The organism is Candidatus Pelagibacter sp. (assembly GCF_965262185.1).
GTDB lineage: Bacteria > Pseudomonadota > Alphaproteobacteria > Pelagibacterales > Pelagibacteraceae > Pelagibacter.
Genome location: NZ_OZ253498.1, coordinates 237,288 through 257,676, shown reverse-complemented (window position 1 = coordinate 257,676; position 20,389 = coordinate 237,288). Strand labels below are relative to the sequence as shown.

21 protein-coding genes are annotated in these 20,389 nt (G+C 31.1%); 11 read left to right on the top strand and 10 right to left on the bottom strand.

The window, feature by feature from the left end; translation table 11 throughout:
- Nucleotides 1-20 precede the first annotated feature (20 nt).
- The 4 genes from aprB to ACQY31_RS01450 all read left to right on the top strand — a co-directional run bounded on the left by aprB (nt 21) and on the right by ACQY31_RS01450 (nt 4,037).
- Entirely contained in the window at nt 21-491 is a 471-nt protein-coding gene (gene aprB, locus ACQY31_RS01465) for an adenylyl-sulfate reductase subunit beta (RefSeq protein ID WP_075506608.1), read from the top strand.
- Complete coding sequence (gene aprA, locus ACQY31_RS01460) at nt 491-2,350, top strand: adenylyl-sulfate reductase subunit alpha (protein ID WP_428080245.1); 1,860 nt, start codon at nt 491-493, stop codon at nt 2,348-2,350. Before aprB ends, aprA begins: the two co-directional genes overlap by 1 nt.
- 27 nt (nt 2,351-2,377) lie before the next feature.
- Nucleotides 2,378-2,728, top strand: a complete 351-nt coding sequence (locus tag ACQY31_RS01455; RefSeq protein ID WP_428080244.1) for a hypothetical protein — start codon at nt 2,378-2,380, stop codon at nt 2,726-2,728.
- 229 nt (nt 2,729-2,957) lie between these two features.
- Entirely contained in the window at nt 2,958-4,037 is a 1,080-nt protein-coding gene (locus tag ACQY31_RS01450; RefSeq protein ID WP_428080243.1) for a TSUP family transporter, read from the top strand.
- Here ACQY31_RS01450 and ACQY31_RS01445 read toward each other — a convergent pair.
- Genes ACQY31_RS01445 through ACQY31_RS01435 form a run of 3 tightly spaced genes read right to left on the bottom strand, consistent with a single transcriptional unit; the run spans nt 4,034 to nt 6,579 of the window.
- Nucleotides 4,034-5,107 (bottom strand): YeiH family protein, encoded by a 1,074-nt coding sequence (locus ACQY31_RS01445; protein WP_428080242.1) that lies wholly within the window; start codon nt 5,105-5,107, stop codon nt 4,034-4,036. The two genes, ACQY31_RS01450 and ACQY31_RS01445, sit on opposite strands and share 4 nt — an antisense overlap.
- A 16-nt stretch (nt 5,108-5,123) precedes the next feature.
- A complete protein-coding gene (locus ACQY31_RS01440) occupies nt 5,124-6,290 on the bottom strand; it encodes a UxaA family hydrolase (RefSeq protein ID WP_075506613.1) in 1,167 nt (388 codons plus the stop codon).
- Nucleotides 6,291-6,294: 4 nt separating this feature from the next.
- Entirely contained in the window at nt 6,295-6,579 is a 285-nt protein-coding gene (locus ACQY31_RS01435; RefSeq protein WP_075506614.1) for a UxaA family hydrolase, read from the bottom strand.
- Nucleotides 6,580-6,695: 116 nt separating this feature from the next.
- Here ACQY31_RS01435 and xsc point away from each other — a divergent pair, with 116 nt between their 5' ends.
- From xsc to ACQY31_RS01410, 5 genes are read left to right on the top strand one after another with little or no spacing between them, the layout of a single operon-like run.
- The gene (gene xsc / locus ACQY31_RS01430; protein WP_428080241.1) at nt 6,696-8,480 is read left to right on the top strand and encodes a sulfoacetaldehyde acetyltransferase; all 1,785 of its coding nucleotides are present in this window, start codon (nt 6,696-6,698) and stop codon (nt 8,478-8,480) included.
- The gene (locus ACQY31_RS01425; protein WP_428080240.1) at nt 8,473-8,856 is read left to right on the top strand and encodes an SxtJ family membrane protein; all 384 of its coding nucleotides are present in this window, start codon (nt 8,473-8,475) and stop codon (nt 8,854-8,856) included. Before xsc ends, ACQY31_RS01425 begins: the two co-directional genes overlap by 8 nt.
- A gap of 1 nt (nt 8,857) precedes the next feature.
- The gene (locus ACQY31_RS01420; protein ID WP_428080239.1) at nt 8,858-9,007 is read left to right on the top strand and encodes a DUF5989 family protein; all 150 of its coding nucleotides are present in this window, start codon (nt 8,858-8,860) and stop codon (nt 9,005-9,007) included.
- 1 nt (nt 9,008) lies between these two features.
- Nucleotides 9,009-10,844 (top strand): carbamoyltransferase family protein, encoded by a 1,836-nt coding sequence (locus ACQY31_RS01415; RefSeq protein WP_428080238.1) that lies wholly within the window; start codon nt 9,009-9,011, stop codon nt 10,842-10,844.
- Between the two features lie 10 nt (nt 10,845-10,854).
- Nucleotides 10,855-12,159: an NAD(P)/FAD-dependent oxidoreductase gene (locus ACQY31_RS01410; RefSeq protein WP_428080237.1), complete on the top strand. Its 1,305-nt coding sequence runs from the start codon at nt 10,855-10,857 to the stop codon at nt 12,157-12,159.
- Here the strand turns inward: ACQY31_RS01410 and ACQY31_RS01405 are convergent.
- Genes ACQY31_RS01405 through ACQY31_RS01395 form a run of 3 tightly spaced genes read right to left on the bottom strand, consistent with a single transcriptional unit; the run spans nt 12,156 to nt 14,746 of the window.
- On the bottom strand, nt 12,156-13,037 hold the full coding sequence (locus ACQY31_RS01405) for a DMT family transporter (protein WP_428080236.1): 882 nt from the start codon (nt 13,035-13,037) through the stop codon (nt 12,156-12,158). The two genes, ACQY31_RS01410 and ACQY31_RS01405, sit on opposite strands and share 4 nt — an antisense overlap.
- 58 nt (nt 13,038-13,095) lie before the next feature.
- Nucleotides 13,096-13,872 carry a fumarylacetoacetate hydrolase gene (locus ACQY31_RS01400; protein WP_428080235.1) on the bottom strand — a complete coding sequence of 259 codons (777 nt, stop codon included), beginning with the start codon at nt 13,870-13,872 and terminating at the stop codon, nt 13,096-13,098.
- A gap of 13 nt (nt 13,873-13,885) precedes the next feature.
- Nucleotides 13,886-14,746, bottom strand: a complete 861-nt coding sequence (locus ACQY31_RS01395; RefSeq protein WP_428080234.1) for a DMT family transporter — start codon at nt 14,744-14,746, stop codon at nt 13,886-13,888.
- 50 nt (nt 14,747-14,796) lie between these two features.
- Between ACQY31_RS01395 and ACQY31_RS01390 the strand changes: the two genes are divergently transcribed.
- Complete coding sequence (locus ACQY31_RS01390; protein WP_428080233.1) at nt 14,797-15,396, top strand: LysE family translocator; 600 nt, start codon at nt 14,797-14,799, stop codon at nt 15,394-15,396.
- Here the strand turns inward: ACQY31_RS01390 and ACQY31_RS01385 are convergent.
- Genes ACQY31_RS01385 through ACQY31_RS01370 form a run of 4 tightly spaced genes read right to left on the bottom strand, consistent with a single transcriptional unit; the run spans nt 15,393 to nt 19,127 of the window.
- The gene (locus ACQY31_RS01385; RefSeq protein WP_428080232.1) at nt 15,393-16,196 is read right to left on the bottom strand and encodes a M23 family metallopeptidase; all 804 of its coding nucleotides are present in this window, start codon (nt 16,194-16,196) and stop codon (nt 15,393-15,395) included. The two genes, ACQY31_RS01390 and ACQY31_RS01385, sit on opposite strands and share 4 nt — an antisense overlap.
- Nucleotides 16,181-16,939 (bottom strand): SDR family NAD(P)-dependent oxidoreductase, encoded by a 759-nt coding sequence (locus ACQY31_RS01380; RefSeq protein ID WP_428080231.1) that lies wholly within the window; start codon nt 16,937-16,939, stop codon nt 16,181-16,183. The genes ACQY31_RS01385 and ACQY31_RS01380 overlap by 16 nt, the downstream gene beginning before the upstream one ends.
- Nucleotides 16,939-17,532, bottom strand: coding sequence for a TerC family protein (locus ACQY31_RS01375; RefSeq protein ID WP_075506621.1), 594 nt, complete (start codon nt 17,530-17,532; stop codon nt 16,939-16,941). The genes ACQY31_RS01380 and ACQY31_RS01375 overlap by 1 nt, the downstream gene beginning before the upstream one ends.
- A complete protein-coding gene (locus ACQY31_RS01370) occupies nt 17,532-19,127 on the bottom strand; it encodes a GMC family oxidoreductase (protein WP_428080230.1) in 1,596 nt (531 codons plus the stop codon). Before ACQY31_RS01370 ends, ACQY31_RS01375 begins: the two co-directional genes overlap by 1 nt.
- A gap of 140 nt (nt 19,128-19,267) precedes the next feature.
- Here ACQY31_RS01370 and ACQY31_RS01365 point away from each other — a divergent pair, with 140 nt between their 5' ends.
- Complete coding sequence (locus ACQY31_RS01365; RefSeq protein ID WP_262589327.1) at nt 19,268-20,362, top strand: TRAP transporter substrate-binding protein; 1,095 nt, start codon at nt 19,268-19,270, stop codon at nt 20,360-20,362.
- The last annotated feature ends 27 nt before the right edge of the window (nt 20,363-20,389 follow it).

The following is a 20,389-nucleotide window of genomic DNA, read 5'->3' as shown; positions in this document are numbered from 1 at the left end:
AAAAAGGAGAAAAAATAATTATGTCAACTTTTGTATACATGACAAGATGTGATGGCTGTGGTCATTGTGTAGATATTTGTCCATCAGATATTATGCACATAGATGAAAATATTAGACGTGCAAAAAATATTGAACCTAACTTTTGTTGGGAATGTTATTCATGTGTAAAAGCATGCCCAAACCATGCAATTGATGTAAGAGGTTATGCTGATTTTGCTCCAATGGGTCATAGCGTTAGAGTTAGAAGAGAAGAAGAAAAAGGAACAATTTCTTGGAAGATAAAATTTAGAAATGGTACAGAGAAAAACTTTGTTTCTCCAATTACTACAAAACCATGGGGTAAATTTATCCCAAAACTTGCTGAAGGTGACAAGCCAAATCAAGGTGAAATTAATTCACAAAGACTTTATACTGAGCCAGAAGGTTTAAATATTGATGGCGAGTTACCATCAGTTCCAAAAGAGTCTTTTAAAAAAGGAGTTTACTACTAATGGCTAGACATAAGACATACTACGAAGATTGCGATATATTAGTTGTTGGTGGTGGTATGGCTGGAACAGGTGCTACGTTCGAAGCTAGACACTGGGGAAGAGATATGAAAATTGTTTGTGTAGAAAAAGCAAACATAGATAGAAGCGGAGCAGTTGCTCAAGGTCTTTATGCAATCAATTGTTACATGGGAATGCAATGGGGAGAAAATCAGCCTGAAGACCATGTTAGATATGCAAGAAATGACTTAATGGGAATGGTTAGAGAAGATTTAGGTTACGATATGGCAAGACACGTAGACTCTACTGTTCACATGTTTGATGAATGGGGTCTTCCAATGATGAAAAATGAGCAAACTGGAAGATATTTAAGAGAAGGTAAATGGCAGATCATGATCCATGGCGAAAGTTACAAACCAATTGTTGCTGAGGCAGCAAAAAAATCTGCGGATAAAATTTATAACAGAATAATGATCACTCATTTACTTATGGATGAGTCTCAAGATAATAGAATTGGCGGAGCTGTAGGCTTTAATATGAGAACAGGTGATTTTCATGTGTTTAGAGCAAAAGCTGTTATAGTTGCTGCTGGTGGTGCTTCTCACATCTTCAAACCAAGAGCTGTAGGAGAAGGAATGGGAAGAACATGGTATGCTCCATGGAGTAATGGTTCAGCTTATGCACTTCCAATAGCTGCTGGAGCTAAAATGACACAAATGGAAAATAGAATTGTGTTATGCAGATTTAAAGACGGATATGGTCCTGTTGGAGCATATTTTTTACACTTAAAAACATATACTCAGAATGCTAATGGGGAAAATTATGAGAAGAAATGGTATGATCAAACTAAAGAGTTAGTTGGCGAATATATTGATCATCACCCAACACCTACTTGTTTAAGAAATCATGCTTTCATTCAAGAAGTTGCTGCTGGTGGTGGACCAATTCATATGGTTACAACTGAAGCTTTCCAAGATCCACATTTAGAAACAGTTGGTTGGGAGAATTTCTTAGGAATGACTGTTGGTCAAGCTGTAGTATGGGCGTCTCAAAATATTGACCCTAAATATACTAATCCTGAATTAACAACTTCAGAACCATATGTTATGGGTTCACATGCTACCTGTTCAGGAGCTTGGGTAAGTGGTCCTGAAGACCTATCTCCACCAGAATACTTCTGGGGTTATAACAGAATGCTTACAATTGATGGATTATTTGGAGCTGGAGATACTGTAGGTGGAAGTGCGCACAAGTTTTCTTCTGGGTCTTTTACTGAGGGTAGATTAGCTGCAAAAGCTGCTGTTAAATATATTGAAGATAAAAAAGCTGAAGGAGTTAAGGTTTCAGACAAACAATGTGAGGATTTCAAAGCTATGGTTTATAAACCACTTGAAAACTACACTGTTGCCCAAAACGAAATCACTGGGGGAACTGTTTCTCCTAGCTATATATCACCAATCCAAGGTCTACAAAGACTACAGAAGATTATGGATGAATATGTAGGTGGAATTACATCTAATTATATGACTAATGGCAATATGTTGAAAAGAGGTCTTGAATTGCTTGAGTGGCTTCAAGAAGATCTTGAGCATGTTGGTGCTGAGGATTATCACCAATTGATGAGAGCTTGGGAATTAAAACATAGAGCTTTAACTTCTCAGTGTGTAACTGAACATACGTTATTTAGAGAAGAGACTAGGTGGCCAGGATACTACTACAGAGGAGATCACATGAAACTTGATGATGATAATTGGCATTGTTTAACAGTTTCTAGAAGAGATCCAAAAACTGGTAAATTTAGTATGGAGAAAGTTCCTGTCTACCACATAGTGGATGAGAACGAGAAGAAAAAAGCTTCTTAAGATAATTAAATTAAAATTAGATAAGTTATGGATATTTTATCAAAAAAAGATGATGAAATATATGAGCTAGCCAAACCTATTTGGTTCAATCTAGTAAAATCGTCAAACCTAAAAGATTATGGTGGATTTACTAAGGATTTTTCAACTCAGATGCTTTTTGGAGCTAACGAAGTAGAGCTTGGAAAACAATGGGCTAACAATAAGCTTATCACAAATCTTCATGAAACGTTTGAACCTTTTGGGTGTCTTAGAAGAGGAGAGCATATAACTGTTCTAATAAAACAGACCAATAAAGAAATTCCAGGAGAATTTTTGGGTAGGTTAGTTTTAGGTGTTGAAGATGATGTAGTTAAAGTTTTTGGGGCAACGATATATTAAAAAAAAATTTATCAGATTTTAAAATAATATTTGACAATTTGTTCTCTGGGTGTAATGACGCACTTAATGCAGATTTCTAACGTAAAAATTTTCAATAAACTAACAAGCTTAAAAGTTTCTTTGGTTAAAACAGGTATATTTTTGAGTCTGGCTGCTTATTGGGGAGTTATTATAGTTGGAACTTTTATTACTTTTAACTAAATTGTTTTTAAACAATTTATTTTTTTAAATGGATGTATTTTTACCCATCGCTCAAGTTTTTGTTAATCCAATAGAAATACTTTTATTAAGTGCAATTGTGGGTGTTCTATCAGGTCTTTTTGGAGTAGGAGGTGGTTTTTTAATGACACCTTTTTTAATTTTTTTAGGAATTCCACCTGCTTATGCGGTTGCAAATGAGGCAAACAATATCTTAGCTACTTCAGTTTCTGGTTCAACAACACATTATTTGAAAAACACATTAGATTATAAAATGGGTTTAATGATTGTTATCGGTGGTGCCATAGGGACTTCATTAGGAATTTTTACCTTTTCTTATTTTAAGGGTATTGGAAAAATAGATACGGTAATCTCTTTAGCTTATATGTATATTTTAGCAATCATTGGAACTTTAATGTTAGTAGAAAGCCTTGGTGAAATAGATAAAGCGAAGAGAAATGTATTAGTAAAAAAGAAATTACATGTTCATTATTGGATCCATGGTTTACCTTTAAGAATGCGGTTTCCAAAGTCAAAATTATATGAAAGTATTTTTACTCCAATCATAATTGGTTTAATAGTTGGTTTTATTGCTGCAATAATGGGAATAGGTGGAGCATTTATATTAGTTCCAGCTATGATTTATATAATTAAGATGCCAACCAAACTTGTTCCAGGAACATCGCTTTTTGTTACAATTTTTGTAAGTGTAATTGTAACATTTTTACATTCTTTTAATTATGGATCAATAGATTTACTTTTAGTATTAATGTTAGTAATTGGATCAATTATTGGAGTTCAGATTGGACAAAAAGTTGGAGAAAAAATTGATAGTTCTGGATTAAGAGCATTGTTGGCAATATTATTATTAGTTGTAGGTATTGCTATTGCTTATGATACATTTTTTGCTGAAGAAGTGAAAAATAATATTGTGGTAATAACAAGTTCAGAATTAAATTTTTTCTCAAATTTCATTATAGATTTTTCAAAACAAATGCCATTTTTCTATGGTTTGTTTTCAATTATGTTTGCGATATTTTTAGGAGTTGCTGCAGCATTTATAAGAAGATTTATTTCGAAGTTTAGAAAACAAATGTTGATGAAGTCTTAATTAAATAAGTAAATATATAATTCAATAGTCCCTAAAGAAACAATTCCAACAGTAGCCATTCCAATAAATCCAACCACAAAAGGTTTGTATCCCATATTTTTTATATCTCTTAAATTAGTAGACATACCAATTGCTGCCATTGCCATTGTTAGGAATATTTTTGATAAAGATTTAATTCCATCCACAGTGCTAAGCCAAAGTTCACTGTTATTTGAAATAAAAAGTTGATCACCAACATTTCGAAGAATAATCATTACAACAAAACCTATTACAAAATAGGGAAAAATATCAATTATTGAGTATTTTCTCTCTTTAGATTGACCTCTGTTATAAAGATAAGCAAACAAAGGTATCATAATAATTAAAAAAGTATTTCTTATTAGTTTAGTAACTGTTGCTACATTTAAAGTCTCTGGGCTATTGAATTGCTGATCATAGATCAATCCAGCAGCTGCTACCTGTGCTGTTTCATGTATAGAAGTTCCTAAAAACAAACCGATTAGAAGTGGTTCACCATTAAAATAAAAATTTGCAAAGTATGGATAGATCAACATTGAGAGAATTCCAAACAAAGTAATATTCGCAATTGCATAGGATATCTCATTTTTTTTTGCACCAATAACAGGAGCAGTTGCCATTATAGCTGTTGTTCCGCATACGGTGCTTCCTATGGAAATTAGATAAGCCATATTTCTAGGAATTTTTAATTTGTTGATCAAAAGTTTAATGACTAACAATACACTAACGATGCAAATTACTATTAAAGGAATAGCAATTGCACCAAATTCTAGAAATTCAAAAGGTTTTAATTGAATACCTAAGCAAATTATTCCAAGTTTTAAAATATTTTTTTGAGTAAAATCTAATCCTTTTATGAAGCTTTCTCTAATTTTAAAAATATTTCCAAAGAACATTCCTAAAAGGATTGCTATCATTGCAGTAGATATAGGACTTTTTTCGTATCCTAATAATTCGATACCAATAATATTATTAAAACCTTGAGATAGTGTGTAAAGAACAAACGCAAGTATAATACCAGGTAAAAGTACCAGGTACTTATTATTAGACATAAAATAAAGTGTTTAATTAAGCACTTCTGTAAAGCTTAGTCATTACAAATTCTCTATGACCTAAAGCTTCAGCACAAGTTAACCTTCCATTAGCTGTTCTAATAGTTGCTTTAATTAGTTCATCACCAGCTTGATCCAAATTCATTTCTCTAGAAAGAATTTTAGAAACATCACAGTCGATATGTTCTTTCATGCTGACTGCTGTTAATGGATTAGCTGTTAATTTAACAACTGGTTCAATTGGGTTTCCAATAATATTTCCTTGTCCTGTCGGGAACAAGTGAATATTAAAACCACCAGCAGCTTGTAAAGTAACACATTCTGCAGCAGCTGATGAAGTATCCATAAAATATAATCCTGGACCTTTTTGTGGTTCTTCAGCAGGTGTTAAAACATCTACAAATTGTCTTGATCCTATTTTTTGAAAATTTCCAAATGCTTTTTCTTCAATTGTAGTCAGTCCTCCAGCAATATTTCCTGCAGTGGGTTGACTTTCTGATAAATCATCTGTTGCTTCTTTTAAAATGAAATCATTGTATTCATTCCATGTTTTTTTAAACTTCTCTTGTGCTTCTGGTGTTTTACCTCTTTTTTCACAAACAGTTTCAGCACCTGTAAGTTCCGAAGTTTCGCCAAAACATAAATGAACTCCTAATGGCTCTAATTTATCCATTAAATTTCCAACTGTTGGATTAGATGCAAGACCTGAAGTAGTATCAGACTCACCACATTTAACCGAAATCCAAAGATCACTTATTGGACACTCTTCTCTTTGTTTTTCAGAAGCCCACATTGAAAATTCTTGAGCTTTTTTTGAAGCTTTCATGATTGTTTCAATGTCACCAGCACCCTCAATACTAAAACCTTCAACAGGTTTTCCAGTTTTTGCTACTTCATCAACAATTCTTTTAGTCCATTTAGGCTCAATACCAATAATTATAGCAGCAGCAACATTAGGGTTTTTTGCTGTACCTATCATTGTTCTAAAATGTAACTCTAAATCAGCACCAAACTGTAATCTTCCATACGAGTGAGGTAACGCAATTGTGCCTTTAATATTGTTTGCAACCGCTTCAGCACAAGCATTTGAAATATCATCAACAGGCAAAATAATTACATGATTTCTTGTTCCAGCTCTTCCATTTTCTCTTTTATAACCTAAAAAACTTTTTGGGATTTCCATATTACTACCACTTCTTTGTTTTAACGTTGTGAACATGTACGTGTTCACCTTTTTTGATTGATTTGACTACTTTACCAATATCATGACCGTATTTAATAATAGTGTCACCTTCATTTAAATCGCTCATAGCAATTTTGTGTCCTAGAGGAATTTCATCTTCAGATTGAATGTTAACTGTCTTGTCATTTTCCATAATCCAGCAAGAGCAGTCCTGTTTTGGAGTGATTTTTTCAATAACAACTACTCCTACGTTGTCTTTTTCGTCGTGTATAATGATGTCTGTAGCCATAATGTTGTGTCGAATTGTTTGTTTGAAATTTAAAAAATCTTATATATTAATCGCGAAAATTGACAAACAAATTTTATAAATTCTTAATAATTATACTTTAGAGGGGTTCTAGTCTTATGACAAAAATGACAACAGAAGAAGCTTTTGTAAAAGTTTTACAAATGCATGGTATTGAGCACGCTTTTGGAATAATTGGTTCTGCTTTCATGCCAATATCAGATATTTTTACTGATGCAGGAATTACTTTTTGGGATGTAGCCCATGAAACAAATGGTGGTTTAATTGCTGATGGTTACACAAGAGCTACAGGTAAAATGTCTATGGTCATTGCACAAAATGGACCAGGAATAACAGGACTAGTAACTCCAATTAAAACAGCATACTGGAACCACACACCTCTATTGTTGGTAACACCACAAGCTGCAAACAAAACTATGGGCCAAGGTGGTTTTCAAGAAGTAGAACAAATGAATCTGTTTAAAGATATGGTTTGTTATCAAGAAGAAGTTAGAGACCCTTCAAGAATGGCAGAGGTTCTAAATAGAGTAATTGAAAAAGCTATAAGAGGCTCAGCCCCTGCGCAAATAAATGTTCCAAGAGATTATTGGTGCCAGGTTATTGATATAGATTTACCACCAATTGTAAGATTAGAAAGACAAGGTGGAGGTAACGATGCTGTTTCCAAAGCTGCTGATTTATTATCTAATGCAAAATTTCCAGTAATACTCTCAGGTGCTGGTGTTGTTATTGGTGGAGCGATAGAAGCTACTAAAAATCTTGCTGAAAAATTAGATGCACCAGTATGTTCTGGTTATCAACATAACGATAGTTTTCCAGGAAGTCATCCATTAGCAGTAGGACCTTTAGGTTATAATGGTTCTAAAGCTGCAATGGAATTAATTTCAAAGGCTGATGTTGTTTTAGCACTAGGTACAAGGTTAAATCCATTTTCAACTTTACCAGGATATGGAATTGATTATTGGCCAAAAAATGCAAACATCATTCAGGTAGATATCAATCCTGATAGAATTGGTTTAACTAAAAAAGTAACAGTTGGAATTAGTGGTGATGCAAAACTAGTTGCTGAGCAAATTTTAGCAAAACTATCTTCAAACGCTGGAGATACAGATAGACAAGCTAGAAAAGATTTAATTCACCAAACAAAATCTGCATGGTTACAAAAACTTTCAAGTTTAGATCATGAAGATGATGATGAAGGAACAGTTTGGAATAAAGAAGCTAGAGAAAGAGACTCAGATAGAATGTCACCAAGACAAGCTTGGAGAGCCATTCAATCTGGTATGCCTGATGACGTAATTATTTCAAGTGATATTGGAAATAACTGCGCCATTGGTAATGCTTATCCTACTTTTGAAAAACCAAGAAAATATTTAGCTCCAGGTTTATTTGGTCCGTGTGGTTATGGATTTCCATCTATTCTAGGTGCAAAAATTGGTTGTCCTGATACTCCAGTAATTGGTTTTGCAGGAGATGGAGCTTTTGGAATTAGCATGAATGAAATGAGCTCGTGTGCTAGAGAAGAATGGCCTGCAATAACAATGGTAATTTTCAGAAATTATCAATGGGGTGCAGAGAAAAGAAATACTACACTATGGTTTGATAATAATTTTGTTGGAACTGAGTTAGATCCTGAATTGAGTTACGCTAAAGTTGCAGATGCATGTGGTTTAAAAGGTGTAACAGTTAGAACAATGGAAGAAACAACAAATGCAATCAAGCAATCTTGTGAAGATCAAAAGAAAGGAATTACAACATTTATAGAAGTAATTCTAAACCAAGAGCTTGGAGAACCATTTAGAAGAGATGCGATGAAGAAACCAGTAAGAGTAGCTGGTATAAACAAAGCTGACATGAAACCTCAAAAATCTTTAAATGGATGATATTAAAATAGGTTCTAATAGAAGTTTTGGAATTGTATTTTTTGTAGTCTTTTTAATTATAGCAACATATCCATTGATTAATGATGATGAGTTAAGGCTATGGTCCTTAATTATATCAATTGTTTTTTTATTTCTTGGATTAGTAAATTCTAAAATTTTAAATCCACTCAATAAACTGTGGTTTAAATTTGGAATTTTTCTTGGAAAAATAATTTCACCATTAGTTATGGGTATTATATTTTTTTTAGTTGTTACACCTATAGGATTACTAATGAGATTGTTAAATAAAGATTTGTTGAATTTAAAATTTAACAAAAATAGTTCTTATTGGATTGAAAAAACTGAACCAAAAAGTAAAATGAAAAATCAATTTTAACATGAGTTTTATAAAAGAATTTTGGGAATTTTTAAAAGTAAGAAAAAAATATTGGTTGTTACCAATAATAATAGTTTTAGTTTTATTTGGTGGATTAATAGTTTTAACTCAGGGTTCGGCAGTAGCTCCATTTATTTATACTATTTTTTAAAGTGAAGTCCATTCTAGGAATATCAGCTTTTTATCATGATAGTGCGGCATGTATAATTCAAGATGGTGAAATTATCGCTGCGGCTCAAGAGGAAAGATTTACAAGAAAAAAACATGATCCAAATTATCCTAAAAATGCAATAAATTTTGTATTAAATTATTCAAATTTAAAATTAAGTGAAGTTGATCAAGTAGTTTTTTTTGAAAAACCTTTTTTAAAATTTGAAAGATTGTTGGAAACTTATGTTGCTTTTGCTCCGAAAGGTTTTGTTTCTTTTAGTAAGGCCATGCCAATATGGATTAAAGAAAAACTTTTCCAGAAAAACTTATTGTTTAAAAAATTAAAAGAACATGATGAAAATTTTAAATCAGATGAAAATATTTATTTTTCTGATCATCATTTAAGTCATGCAGCCAGTGCTTTTTTCCCATCTCCATTTGAGGAAGCTGTTGTTTTAACTGCTGATGGTGTTGGTGAGTGGGCAACAACTACTGTAGCTGTTGGTAAAGGAAATGATTTAGAAGTAAAAAAAGAAATACAATTTCCACATTCTTTAGGACTGTTATATTCAGCATTCACTTATTATACTGGCTTCAAAGTAAATAGTGGAGAATATAAGCTTATGGGGTTGGCTCCATATGGTTCGCCAATTTATCAAGATAAAATCAAAAAACTGATAGATGTTAAAGATGATGGGACTTTTCGCTTAAATCAAAAATTTTTTAATTACGCAACAGGTTTAACTATGACAAATGAAAAATTCCATAAATTATTTGGTCAAGAACCTCGTGATCCAAAAAAAGATCAAATAACCCAATTTCATATGGATATTGCTTCTTCTATTCAAAATATAACAGAAGAAATAATGATCAAACTAGCAAAAGGAATTCGTAATGAATATGGTATTAAAAATTTATGTCTAGCAGGTGGTGTAGCTCTAAATTGTGTAGCTAATGGTAAAATTTTAAAAGAAAAAATCTTTGACAATGTTTGGATACAACCTGCTGCTGGAGATGCAGGTGGTTCTTTAGGTGCAGCACTTGCACTTTGGCATATTGAACAGGGTAATACCAGAAAAATAAATAAAAATGATAGTATGAAAGGTTCATATTTAGGATGTGAGTTCAATCAACAACAAATAGAAAAAGAGCTAAATTCATTAGGAGCTAACTTTCAAACATTTGAATATGAAAGTTTAATAGAAAAAACAGTAGAATTTTTGTCAAACGAGAAAGCTATCGGTTGGTTTCAGGGTAGAATGGAATTTGGTCCAAGAGCATTAGGCGGTAGATCTATATTGGGAGATCCAAGATCCGATAAAATGCAAAAAAATCTAAATTTAAAAGTTAAATACAGAGAGAGTTTTAGACCTTTTGCACCCTCAATTTTAAGAGAAGACTTATCAAAATGGTTTGATCTAGATGTGGACAGTCCATATATGCTCTTAGTTTCAGATATTAATACTGAAAAAAAAATAGAAATGACAGAACAACAAAAACAATTATTTGGTATTGATAAATTAAATATTAAAAGATCTGAAATACCAGCAGTTACTCATGTTGATTATTCAGCTAGAATACAAACAGTCACAAAAAATACTAATAAAAGTTATTTTGATTTAATTACAAAGTTTAAAGAAAAAACTGGATGTCCTGTAATTGTAAACACTTCTTTTAATGTAAGAGGTGAACCAATTGTCAATACTCCAACAGATGCTTTTAATTGCTTTATGGGAACAGAATTGGATTATTTAGTAATAGGAAATTGTATTTTAAATAAAAACGATCAAGATCCAAGTTTAAAGAAAGACTATACAAAAGAATTTGAATTAGATTAAACTTATCTCTATGCAAGTTCAGAATGACAATGGTTGTAGTTGGGTAAATGATCTTAATCCAAGAACAAACATCAATTCTCTTTTGTCAAATGAAGATTGTGATTGGTTAATAATAGGAGCAGGGTATACAGGTCTTTCTGCTGCAAGAAAATTAGCTCAAATAAATTCAAATTTAAAAATTATAATAGCAGATGCCCAACTTGCAGGTGAGGGTGCTAGTGGGAGAAATTCTGGTTATTTGGTTGATACAACTTTGAATGATGGTTTTACATCAAATAAAGAATTGCAAAATTTTAAAAAGAAAGCTGATATTTATTCATTAGGAATAGATGTAGTAAAAAAATTTATTAAAGAACATCAAGTAGATTGTGATTGGAATGAATGTGGAAAATATTTTGCTTCATCAAAAATTGAAGATAAAAAAATTTTAGAAAATTTTTCAAATACATTATCTAAGTTAGGCTTTGAACACAGTTTATTAGAAAACAAAGAATTGTCTGAAAAATTGGGTACTAGTTTTTATAATATCGGACTTTACACAAAAGGCGGTATTCTGCTACATCCAGGAAAATTAGTTAGAGCAATGGTTGATGCTCTTCCTTCTAATGTTTTTTTATATGAAAATTCTTGTTTGTTAAATTGGTCTAAAAATAAAGATTTAATTTCTTGTAATTTTAAAAACGGAATAGTTAAAACAAAAAATATTATTTTTGCTACAAATGGTTTCCTAAAATCATTAGGAATAAAATCAAATTATAATTTTCCCATTACATTAACTGCTAGCATGACAAGAAGGTTATCTGATGAAGAATTTAAATCTATTGGCCAACCAAAAGAATGGGGTGTACTACCTGTAAGACCAATGGGTGCAACAATTAGAATGACAAAAGATAGACGAATTTTGATAAGAAATACAGCAGAAGTCCACAATCCATTTAGTATGTCAAATTCCACTCTTAAAAAAAGATCTTTAAATCAGAAAATTGGAATACAAAAAAGGTTTCCAAAATTACCTAATGATATAATTAAATCATCTTGGTCTGGAATTGTATCAAGAACAAGAAATAGTTCTCAAATATTTGAAAAAATTGATAGTAATATTTTTGCAGCTGGTTGTTATAATGGTTCAGGTATTGGTGTAGGAACTTTATTTGGTGAACAAATCGCGCTTAAAGCAATTAATGAAAGTACAAATGAAATAAAAACAATAGAAGCAAGGAATAAACCTACTTGGTTACCACCTCAACCTTTTTTGAATTTAGGAATAAAAACTAGATTAGTTTATGAACGTATGAGAGCTAAATCGGAAATCTAATTGGCTCTAATTTTTTGATTTATCACAAGAACAGCACCAATGATTAAAATCGGAAGACCCATTATTAGATCATATTGCCATTCTAAATTTTCAAATATTGTTGAAATAATTAAAGCTAAAACGGGCATTACAACACCAACATAACCAGCTCTTCCAGGTCCAACTTTTTCAAGTAACTTTAAATAAGATACAAAAGCAAATATTGAACCAAAAATTGAAAGATAAAGTAGTGAAGATATGTAGCTAAAACTAGTTTCAAATAATAATTCAGCTCCTCTAAATTTTGTAATTATCAGTGTAACAATTGAACCATAAAACATAGCATATGCTATTGTTTGTATTGGAGGAAAATTATTATTTAAGTTTCTTTGGTGAACCATATTACCTGTTGATGCACTAAATGTTCCAATCAAAGCTAGAAACAATCCTATATGGGTTCCTTCACTAAAACTAAAATTGAAAATTTCATCATTAAAAATTATCAAAATACCCACCATACCAATTGATGCTCCAATTAAAGTTTTTATAGAAGGCTTCTTTTTAAAATAGAAGGTTTCACCAACTATATTCATTATTACCACAGTTGAAAATACAATTGCTGGAAAAGCACTAATTAAATAAGTGTTAGACAAATAGAAGAAAACATAATTCACCGAATACAAGCAAATTCCAAAAAACAAAAACCAAAAATGCTTATTAATTGAAAATTGTAATTTTTCTTTTTTAATTATTAAAAAAATAAAAATTATAAATGAAGCTATTAAAAATCTATAAAATACAGAAACCAGTGGATCAACATAGCCTAATTGAAATTTAATTAGATACCAGGTGGGTGACCAACAAAAAAGAGTGATTATAAAAAGAATAATATTATTCATGATTAGCTAATTTTTACACACGTATTCTATGAATAAAATTATACTTATGATTATAATATTATGAAATAAGTGCTCTTACAGATCCAAGTTTATCAATTTTTGCTGTATATACTCCTTTTTTTATAATAGGCACAACTCCAACTGTGGATCCTGTAAAAACATAAAAATCTTTGTCTAAATTAATTTTATCTTTTTTTACTTTATTTAAAACAAATCTTAATGAATTTATTGGATTTACATAAACAGCATTTGTGTTTCCATCTACACTTTGCTTAGCTTTTTTATTCGAAATATTTGTTTTTAAATTACCTATGTTAATTTTTTTAAATTTTTTCTTTTGACCAATTAAAAATTTAATATTACCTCCAAAGTCACTACTTAATTCTCCAAAAGAAGTAATACCTTTTCTTTTTTGCCTATATCCAACTACTTCGATACAGGGTGCCATGTGTGAAATATATTTAGTTACGTTACTATTTGTGAGCTTACCTTTTGAAGTGAAAAAATTTTTTTTGATTAAATAACAAACTTCAAGTTCAATCCCTAAAACATATTTATTTATTTTTACTTTTTTTCCACTTTTTATTAAGTTTTTTTTGAAAACAGATGCAATAAAAGGCTCTTTTTCTTTTAATTTTTTCATTAACGGAATGCCAGTTCCACCAGCTTTAAAACCTATTACGGGATCTTTAATTTTGCTTTCACACAATTTTCTAAATTTGTCTGCTTCAGTAAGTTTTTTTGTAAATTTACTAGGAATTGGAGAAATGATTTTGTTTTTTAGAAAAGCATTTACTAATTTATCTGAAAATTTTTCTTTAAGTGTTTTTGTCATAAGAATTTTTAATTTATTTTTTTGATGTTTGATTAATAACAAATATTCCTGAAGTTGTAATTATTATTGCTCCTATAATAGTAAATAAATCTGGAACATCATCATAAAAGAAAAATCCAAAAATTATTGCCCAAAAAATTAAAGTATAATGGAAGGGTTGAATTATGCTAGCTCTTGCGTTTTTAAGCGCTAATATTTGAAAGTATAAACCTAATGAAAAAAATAAACCAATTGGTGCAAAGAAATATAAAGAATTATAATTAACAGGTTGCCAAAAATAAAATGCCATAATTGAAGTTATAACAATCCCAACTAAAGAAGAGTAGAAAAGCGATACTTCAGAAGAATCATATTCGGTTATTTTTTTTGTTGCTATTTGATAAAGACCTAGAAAAAAAGCAGCTAACAATGGGATAAAAGAATTTACACTAAATACTTCTGATGCAGGTCTAATAATTATCAATACTCCAATAAAACCTACAAAGATTGCTACCCAAATTCTGATTGATACTCTTTCATTTAAAATGAATACTGATAATGCAACTATAATTATAGGTGCTAGTGCACCTATGCTATGAGCGTTCGCTAAAGATAAATATTTGAAAGATAAAACAAAAAATCCTGATTCTAAAATAGATAATAGGCTTCTTATTATTTGTAGTTTTAAATTATTAGATTTATAAAAATTGCTGTTATTTGCTCTTTTTGCTTCTATTAAGCTTAGCAAAAGTACAAAAGTATATTTAATAAATAACAATTGAAATATAGAGTAATGAACTACCGCAGTTTTTTGAACCGCATCAAGAATAGAAAATGAAAAGTAAGCAATTATTGCAAAAATAATTCCTATTGTTTCATTTGATTTAAATTTCACTTTTTTATTTTAATTTTCTTTAAGATTGTTATTGGTTAATTCAGACTGACATGGATTTTGTATTACTATATTTTCTTATAGCAAGTTTTTTAATTGTGATAGTACCAGGACCCACTGTAAGTTTGATAATTGCTAATTCATTAAAATCTGGTGTAAAAGCAGGTTTATTAAATGTTTTTGGTACCCAAGTTGGTGTTTTAATTTTGTTACTTTTATTAGCACTTGGATTTGAGATAGCTTCTCCTTTTCTGGAAGTGATTATTAATTATGTAAGAATTCTAGGTTCAATTTATTTAATTTCACTTGGAGTAATTACGATTAAGTCTGATATTGATTTAAAAAAAACTCAAGTAACCAAATTTGAAAAAAAATATTTTCTCCAAGGTTTAATAGTGATTTTAACTAATCCAAAAATCTTTTTATTTCTCGGTGCATTTATTCCTCAATTTATTAATATAAATGAACCTGTCAGCTATCAGATAATTTATTTTGGAGTTGTCTTTATAGTTGTGGCTACAATATTTGATAGCACATATGCATTTGTATTCGGCAAATTTAGAGAAATCATAGCATCAAAATATTTAAAAATTTTAAATCAAATTGGTGGATTTATATTGATCCTTGTTGGTATTTGGATGTTTTTTTATTAATTTTTCAAAACAGACATTGGATCTAATCTTGTTTGAAACCAATTAATTCTAAAATCAAGATGAGGTCCAGTTGATCTTCCTGTTGATCCTACAGTTCCAATAATATCTCCTTGATTAATTAAATCTCCCACAGAAACTAAAACATTTTCTAAATGTGAATATATAGTTGATATACCGTGACCGTGATCCATAATTACTGTACCTCCGGTGTAATACAAATCATCCTCAGCCATTGTAACTTTTCCTGAAGCTGATGATTTAATCATTGTTCCTTGTTTTGCAGCTATATCAATACCATAATGTGGCCATCTAGGTTTACCGTTTAAAATTCTTTGACTACCATAAACACCACTAATTATACCCTCAACAGGCATTATAAATTTTTGTTTGAAAAACTGTAATTCAGAATTAATTGCTCTAGCTTCACCAATTGCATTATTTTCTTTTTTTATCCTTTTATATACTGACTCAGGTGGAGTTACTTTGCTTTCTTCTAAACCATCTATTCTTTGGATGTTGTATTTTCTTTTTAATACTTTTTTGGTTATTGTAGATTTCTTTCCGTCAAAAATTTTTGTAAAATTAAGATCATATTTTTGATCTCTATCAATACCAAAAACAAAAAAACCATCCTTTGATACTCTTACTTCTTTTTTTCCAACAATTATTTTAGCATCAGGATTTGTTTTCCCTAAAATAAAATGACCTTGTAAGAATTTACCTTGAAATTCTATTGCATTTGCTGTTGAAAAAAAAAAGAAAAATATTAAAAAAAATCTATTTATTACTGAGCTGTCCATCCACCATCTATTATAATTGATGTTCCAGTTATCATTGAGGAAGCAGGTGATGCTAAGAAACAAACTGTTGTTGCTACATCACTTTCAGTTGCTGCTTTTCCCATTGGAATATTTCCAAGTGCTAGTTTTTTAAATTTTTTATTTTTAAAGAAATTTTTAACCATTGGAGTTTCAACAAAAGTAGGAGCTACCGTGTTAACTCTTATATTTTTTTTAGCTAACTCTACACCCATACCTTTTGTCAAACCTTCAATTCCAAATTTAGTCATATTGTAAACATTTCTTCCATCCATACCGACATGTCCTAATTGGGAAGACATATTAATAATAGAGCCAGGTCTCTTTTTGTTTTTAAGCATTTTTTTTACAACTAATTGGGCAACATTAAATGCAGCTTTTAGATTTAAATCTACCAAGTAGTTCATGCTTTTTTGTTTGATTTTTTCAAAAGGCTCAGGAATATTAGTTCCAGCATTGTTTACTAAAACATCAATAATTTTGATTTTTTCTAATTTTGCTTTTAGGTCTTCATAATTCATTACATCACAAGGAACTTTAATTACTTTACCTTTAATTTTTTTAATATCCTTTTCTAATTTATTTAAATCAGAAGGAGTTCTGCTCAAAGCTATAACCGTTGCTCCTGCCTCAGCTAATGCAATTGAGCATGCTCTTCCAAGTCCTTTACCCGCACCGGTAACTAATGCATATTTGTTTTTAAGATTTATTTTTTGAAGATACATTAAAAGAATATTATTTTAATATCTGTATAAATCAACTCAACAGCTACTATTAATATTGCCAATAACCCAACCCAAGCAATCCATTTATATTTTTTAATCCATCCAGATATTAATGTTGCAGCAGTTGCCATTAAAACGATTGATAAAACTAATCCAAATACAAGCAGTCCATAATGATCACCTGCTGCACCAGCAACACCTAAAACATTATCTAAACTCATTGTAAAATCAGCGAGTAATACAGTCCAAATTGCTTTTAAAAAACTTGAGTTGTCTACTTTTATATCTTCCTCTGAGTCTGAGCCTTTGATTACATCAACATAAAGTTTGTAAACAATATAAAGAAGTAAAATTCCACCAATAAGCCTTAGTCCTGTAATTTGTAACAAATAAGCTGTTAGTAACGTTAAAATTATTCTTAAAATTACTGCACCACCAATTCCCCAAAATATAACTTTCTTCCTTTGTTCAACTGGAAACTTGGATGCTACCATTCCAATTATAATGGCATTGTCACCAGCTAGCACTAAATCAATAAAAATTATTTGTGTTAAAATAGCAATTTGTTCGGGAGTAAAAAATTCTGCAAACATTATTGTTGTAGTATCATGTCAGCACCTTTTTCTGCAATCATAATCGTAGGAGCGTTAGTGTTTCCTGAAGTAATGTTAGGCATTATTGATGCATCAATAACTCTAAGATTTTCTATACCTCTTACTTTTAATTTTTCATCAACTACTGACATTTCATCTTGTCCCATCTTACATGTACCCACTGGATGAAAAATAGTTTGTGCAAAATTTGATGCTTCTTTTACCAATTCCTCGTCATCATCAATATGAATACCAGGTCTATATTCCTCTGGTGTATATTTCTTAAAAGTTTCAGATTCCATTATAATTTTTCTTGTCAATTTTAATCCTTTTGCAGCAATCATTCTATCGTGGTCAGTTGATAGGTAATTTTGTTTTATTTTTGCATAAGTTCTCGAGTCTTTATCAACAATACTTACGTGACCTCTACTTGTGGGTCTTATGTTTGAAACAGTTGGAGTGAATGCGTGAAAATCGTGATTTTTTGTAGCTCCCAATGTATCCATACTCATTGGTTGAACGTGCCATTGTAAATCAGGTAATTCTAAAGAAGGATCACTTTTTGCAAACATACAAAGTTGACTTGCTCCCATAGTCATTGGACCACTTCTTTTAAAAACATACTCTAATCCGATAAGAAAATTTCCAAACAAACTATTAATTTTTTTATTAAGAGATTTTAAACCGTTAATCTTATAAATAGGTCTTAACATTAGGTGATCGTGTAGATTTTCACCGACACCATTTAAATTATGAACCATATCAATTCCTAAATTTTTTAGTTTTTCTGGATTTCCAATTCCTGATACTTGCAATATTTGAGGAGAACCAATTGCTCCTGAAGAAACTATAACTTCTCTATTTACTTCGACTGTTTTCAATTCATTATCTTGCCAATACTCTACTGATTTTGCCTTTTTATTTTCAAAGTTAATTTTTTTAACATGAGCGTGAGTAACAATAGTTAAACTCTTTCTATGCTTAACAGGATTTAGATAACCAACAGCAGTACTACATCTAAACCCATCTTTTTCTGTTACTTGAAAATAACCACAGCCATGATTGTCACCTGTATTAAAGTCTTTTGTTTTCGGTATACCAAATTCCTCAGCCGCGTTTTGAAACTCATCTAAAAGAGGAAGGTTTATTCTTTGATCAGATACAGAGAGAGGACCGCCAACTCCATGATATTCATTTTTACCTCTTTCTTGATTCTCTGCTTTTATAAAATAGGGTAGAACATCATCCCAACCCCAGCCAGTATTTCCAAGTTGTCGCCAAATATCATAATCTCTGTGTTGTCCTCGTATATATAAAAGTCCATTAATAGAAGAGCTTCCTCCTAAAGTTTTTCCACGGGGATAACGTATTGAAATATTATTCATACTCTCATCAGGCTCAGTTTTGTAGCACCAGTCAGTATTAGGATTGTGCATCGTTTTGAAATAACCAACTGGAATATGGATCCATGGATAGTTATCTTTTCCTCCAGCTTCAATTAATAAAACTTTGTGTTTAGGGTTTTCTGATAACCTATTTGCTAAAACACAGCCTGCAGATCCAGCTCCCAATATAATGAAATCAAATTTATTCATAAATTAGAACTCTTATAAATTAAAAAAATTATATTTCTAACAATTCTGTTAAAAATCTAAAAAAATACCAATATTAATACTTGTTTTAGTTTTCATTCTTTGACAAAGTTTCCATTTTAAAAATAAACAGAGGGAAACAAATGAAAAAAATCATTTCAATGTTATTTGCAGTTGCAATGGTATTTGGATTTATTTCAAATGCTAATGCTGCAAAAACACTAAAATGTCAGACAGTTCTTAACACAAAAGCTGATGAAGTTAAGATGTTAAAGGACTTTACTGACACAGTAACTGCGTTAACTGGTGGATCTCTTAAGTTTGAAATTATGCCAGCTGGAGCTGTTGTTGGTGTAAAAGAAACTTTAGATGCAGTTGACAAAGGCCTAATCGATTGTGGTTTCGCATGGACCCACTATTGGTCAGGTGACCATCCTGCAGCTATGCTATTCGGTTCTCCAGTAGCTGGTGGTGGTGTTGGTATTGACAACATTGCGTTCTTATCATGGTTCCAGTATGGCGGTGGAAAAGAGTTATACGACAGACTATGGAAAGAAATGGGAAGAGACATCAAAGGATTTATGATTCAACCAGTTGGACCAGAAGCTTTAGGTTGGTTTCCAAAACCAATTAAAGATATGGCTGACTTTAGAAAATATAAGTTCAGAACTCCTCCAGGAATTCCAGGACAAACATATAAAGACATCGGTATTGCATCTGTAGCTATGGGTGGTGGAGATATTCTACCAGCTTTAGAAGCAGGAACAATTGATGCTGCTGAATGGTGTTGTCCAAAACCAGACTTAACGTTTGGTTTCCAAAAAGTATTAAAGCACTACTACCTACAAGGTTTACACCAAGTAGTCGTAAATGCTGACTTTTATATTACTGGAAAAACATACAACGCTATGAGCGATCATGAGAAGAAGTCTCTTGAAGTTGCAGCTAATGCATCATTAGCTAAATCTTTAAGTTACAGAATCTATGAAAATGGTAAAGCTTTAAGAGAGCTCACTGAAGTTCATGGAGTTAAATTAGAGGACACACCTTCTGATTACTTCACAGAATACATGGCTGCAGCTAAGAAAAGTTTGGAAACAAACGCTGCAAACAATGCATTCTTTGCAGAAGTATGGGACTCAATGAAAGAATTTGCTGATATAGCGGTTCCTTTCTGGAGTGGTGCTCAAATGTCTAATGCGAAGCTAGGAATGGCTCACGCAGCAACATTAAAGTAATCCAATAATTAATCTATAATTCAATTA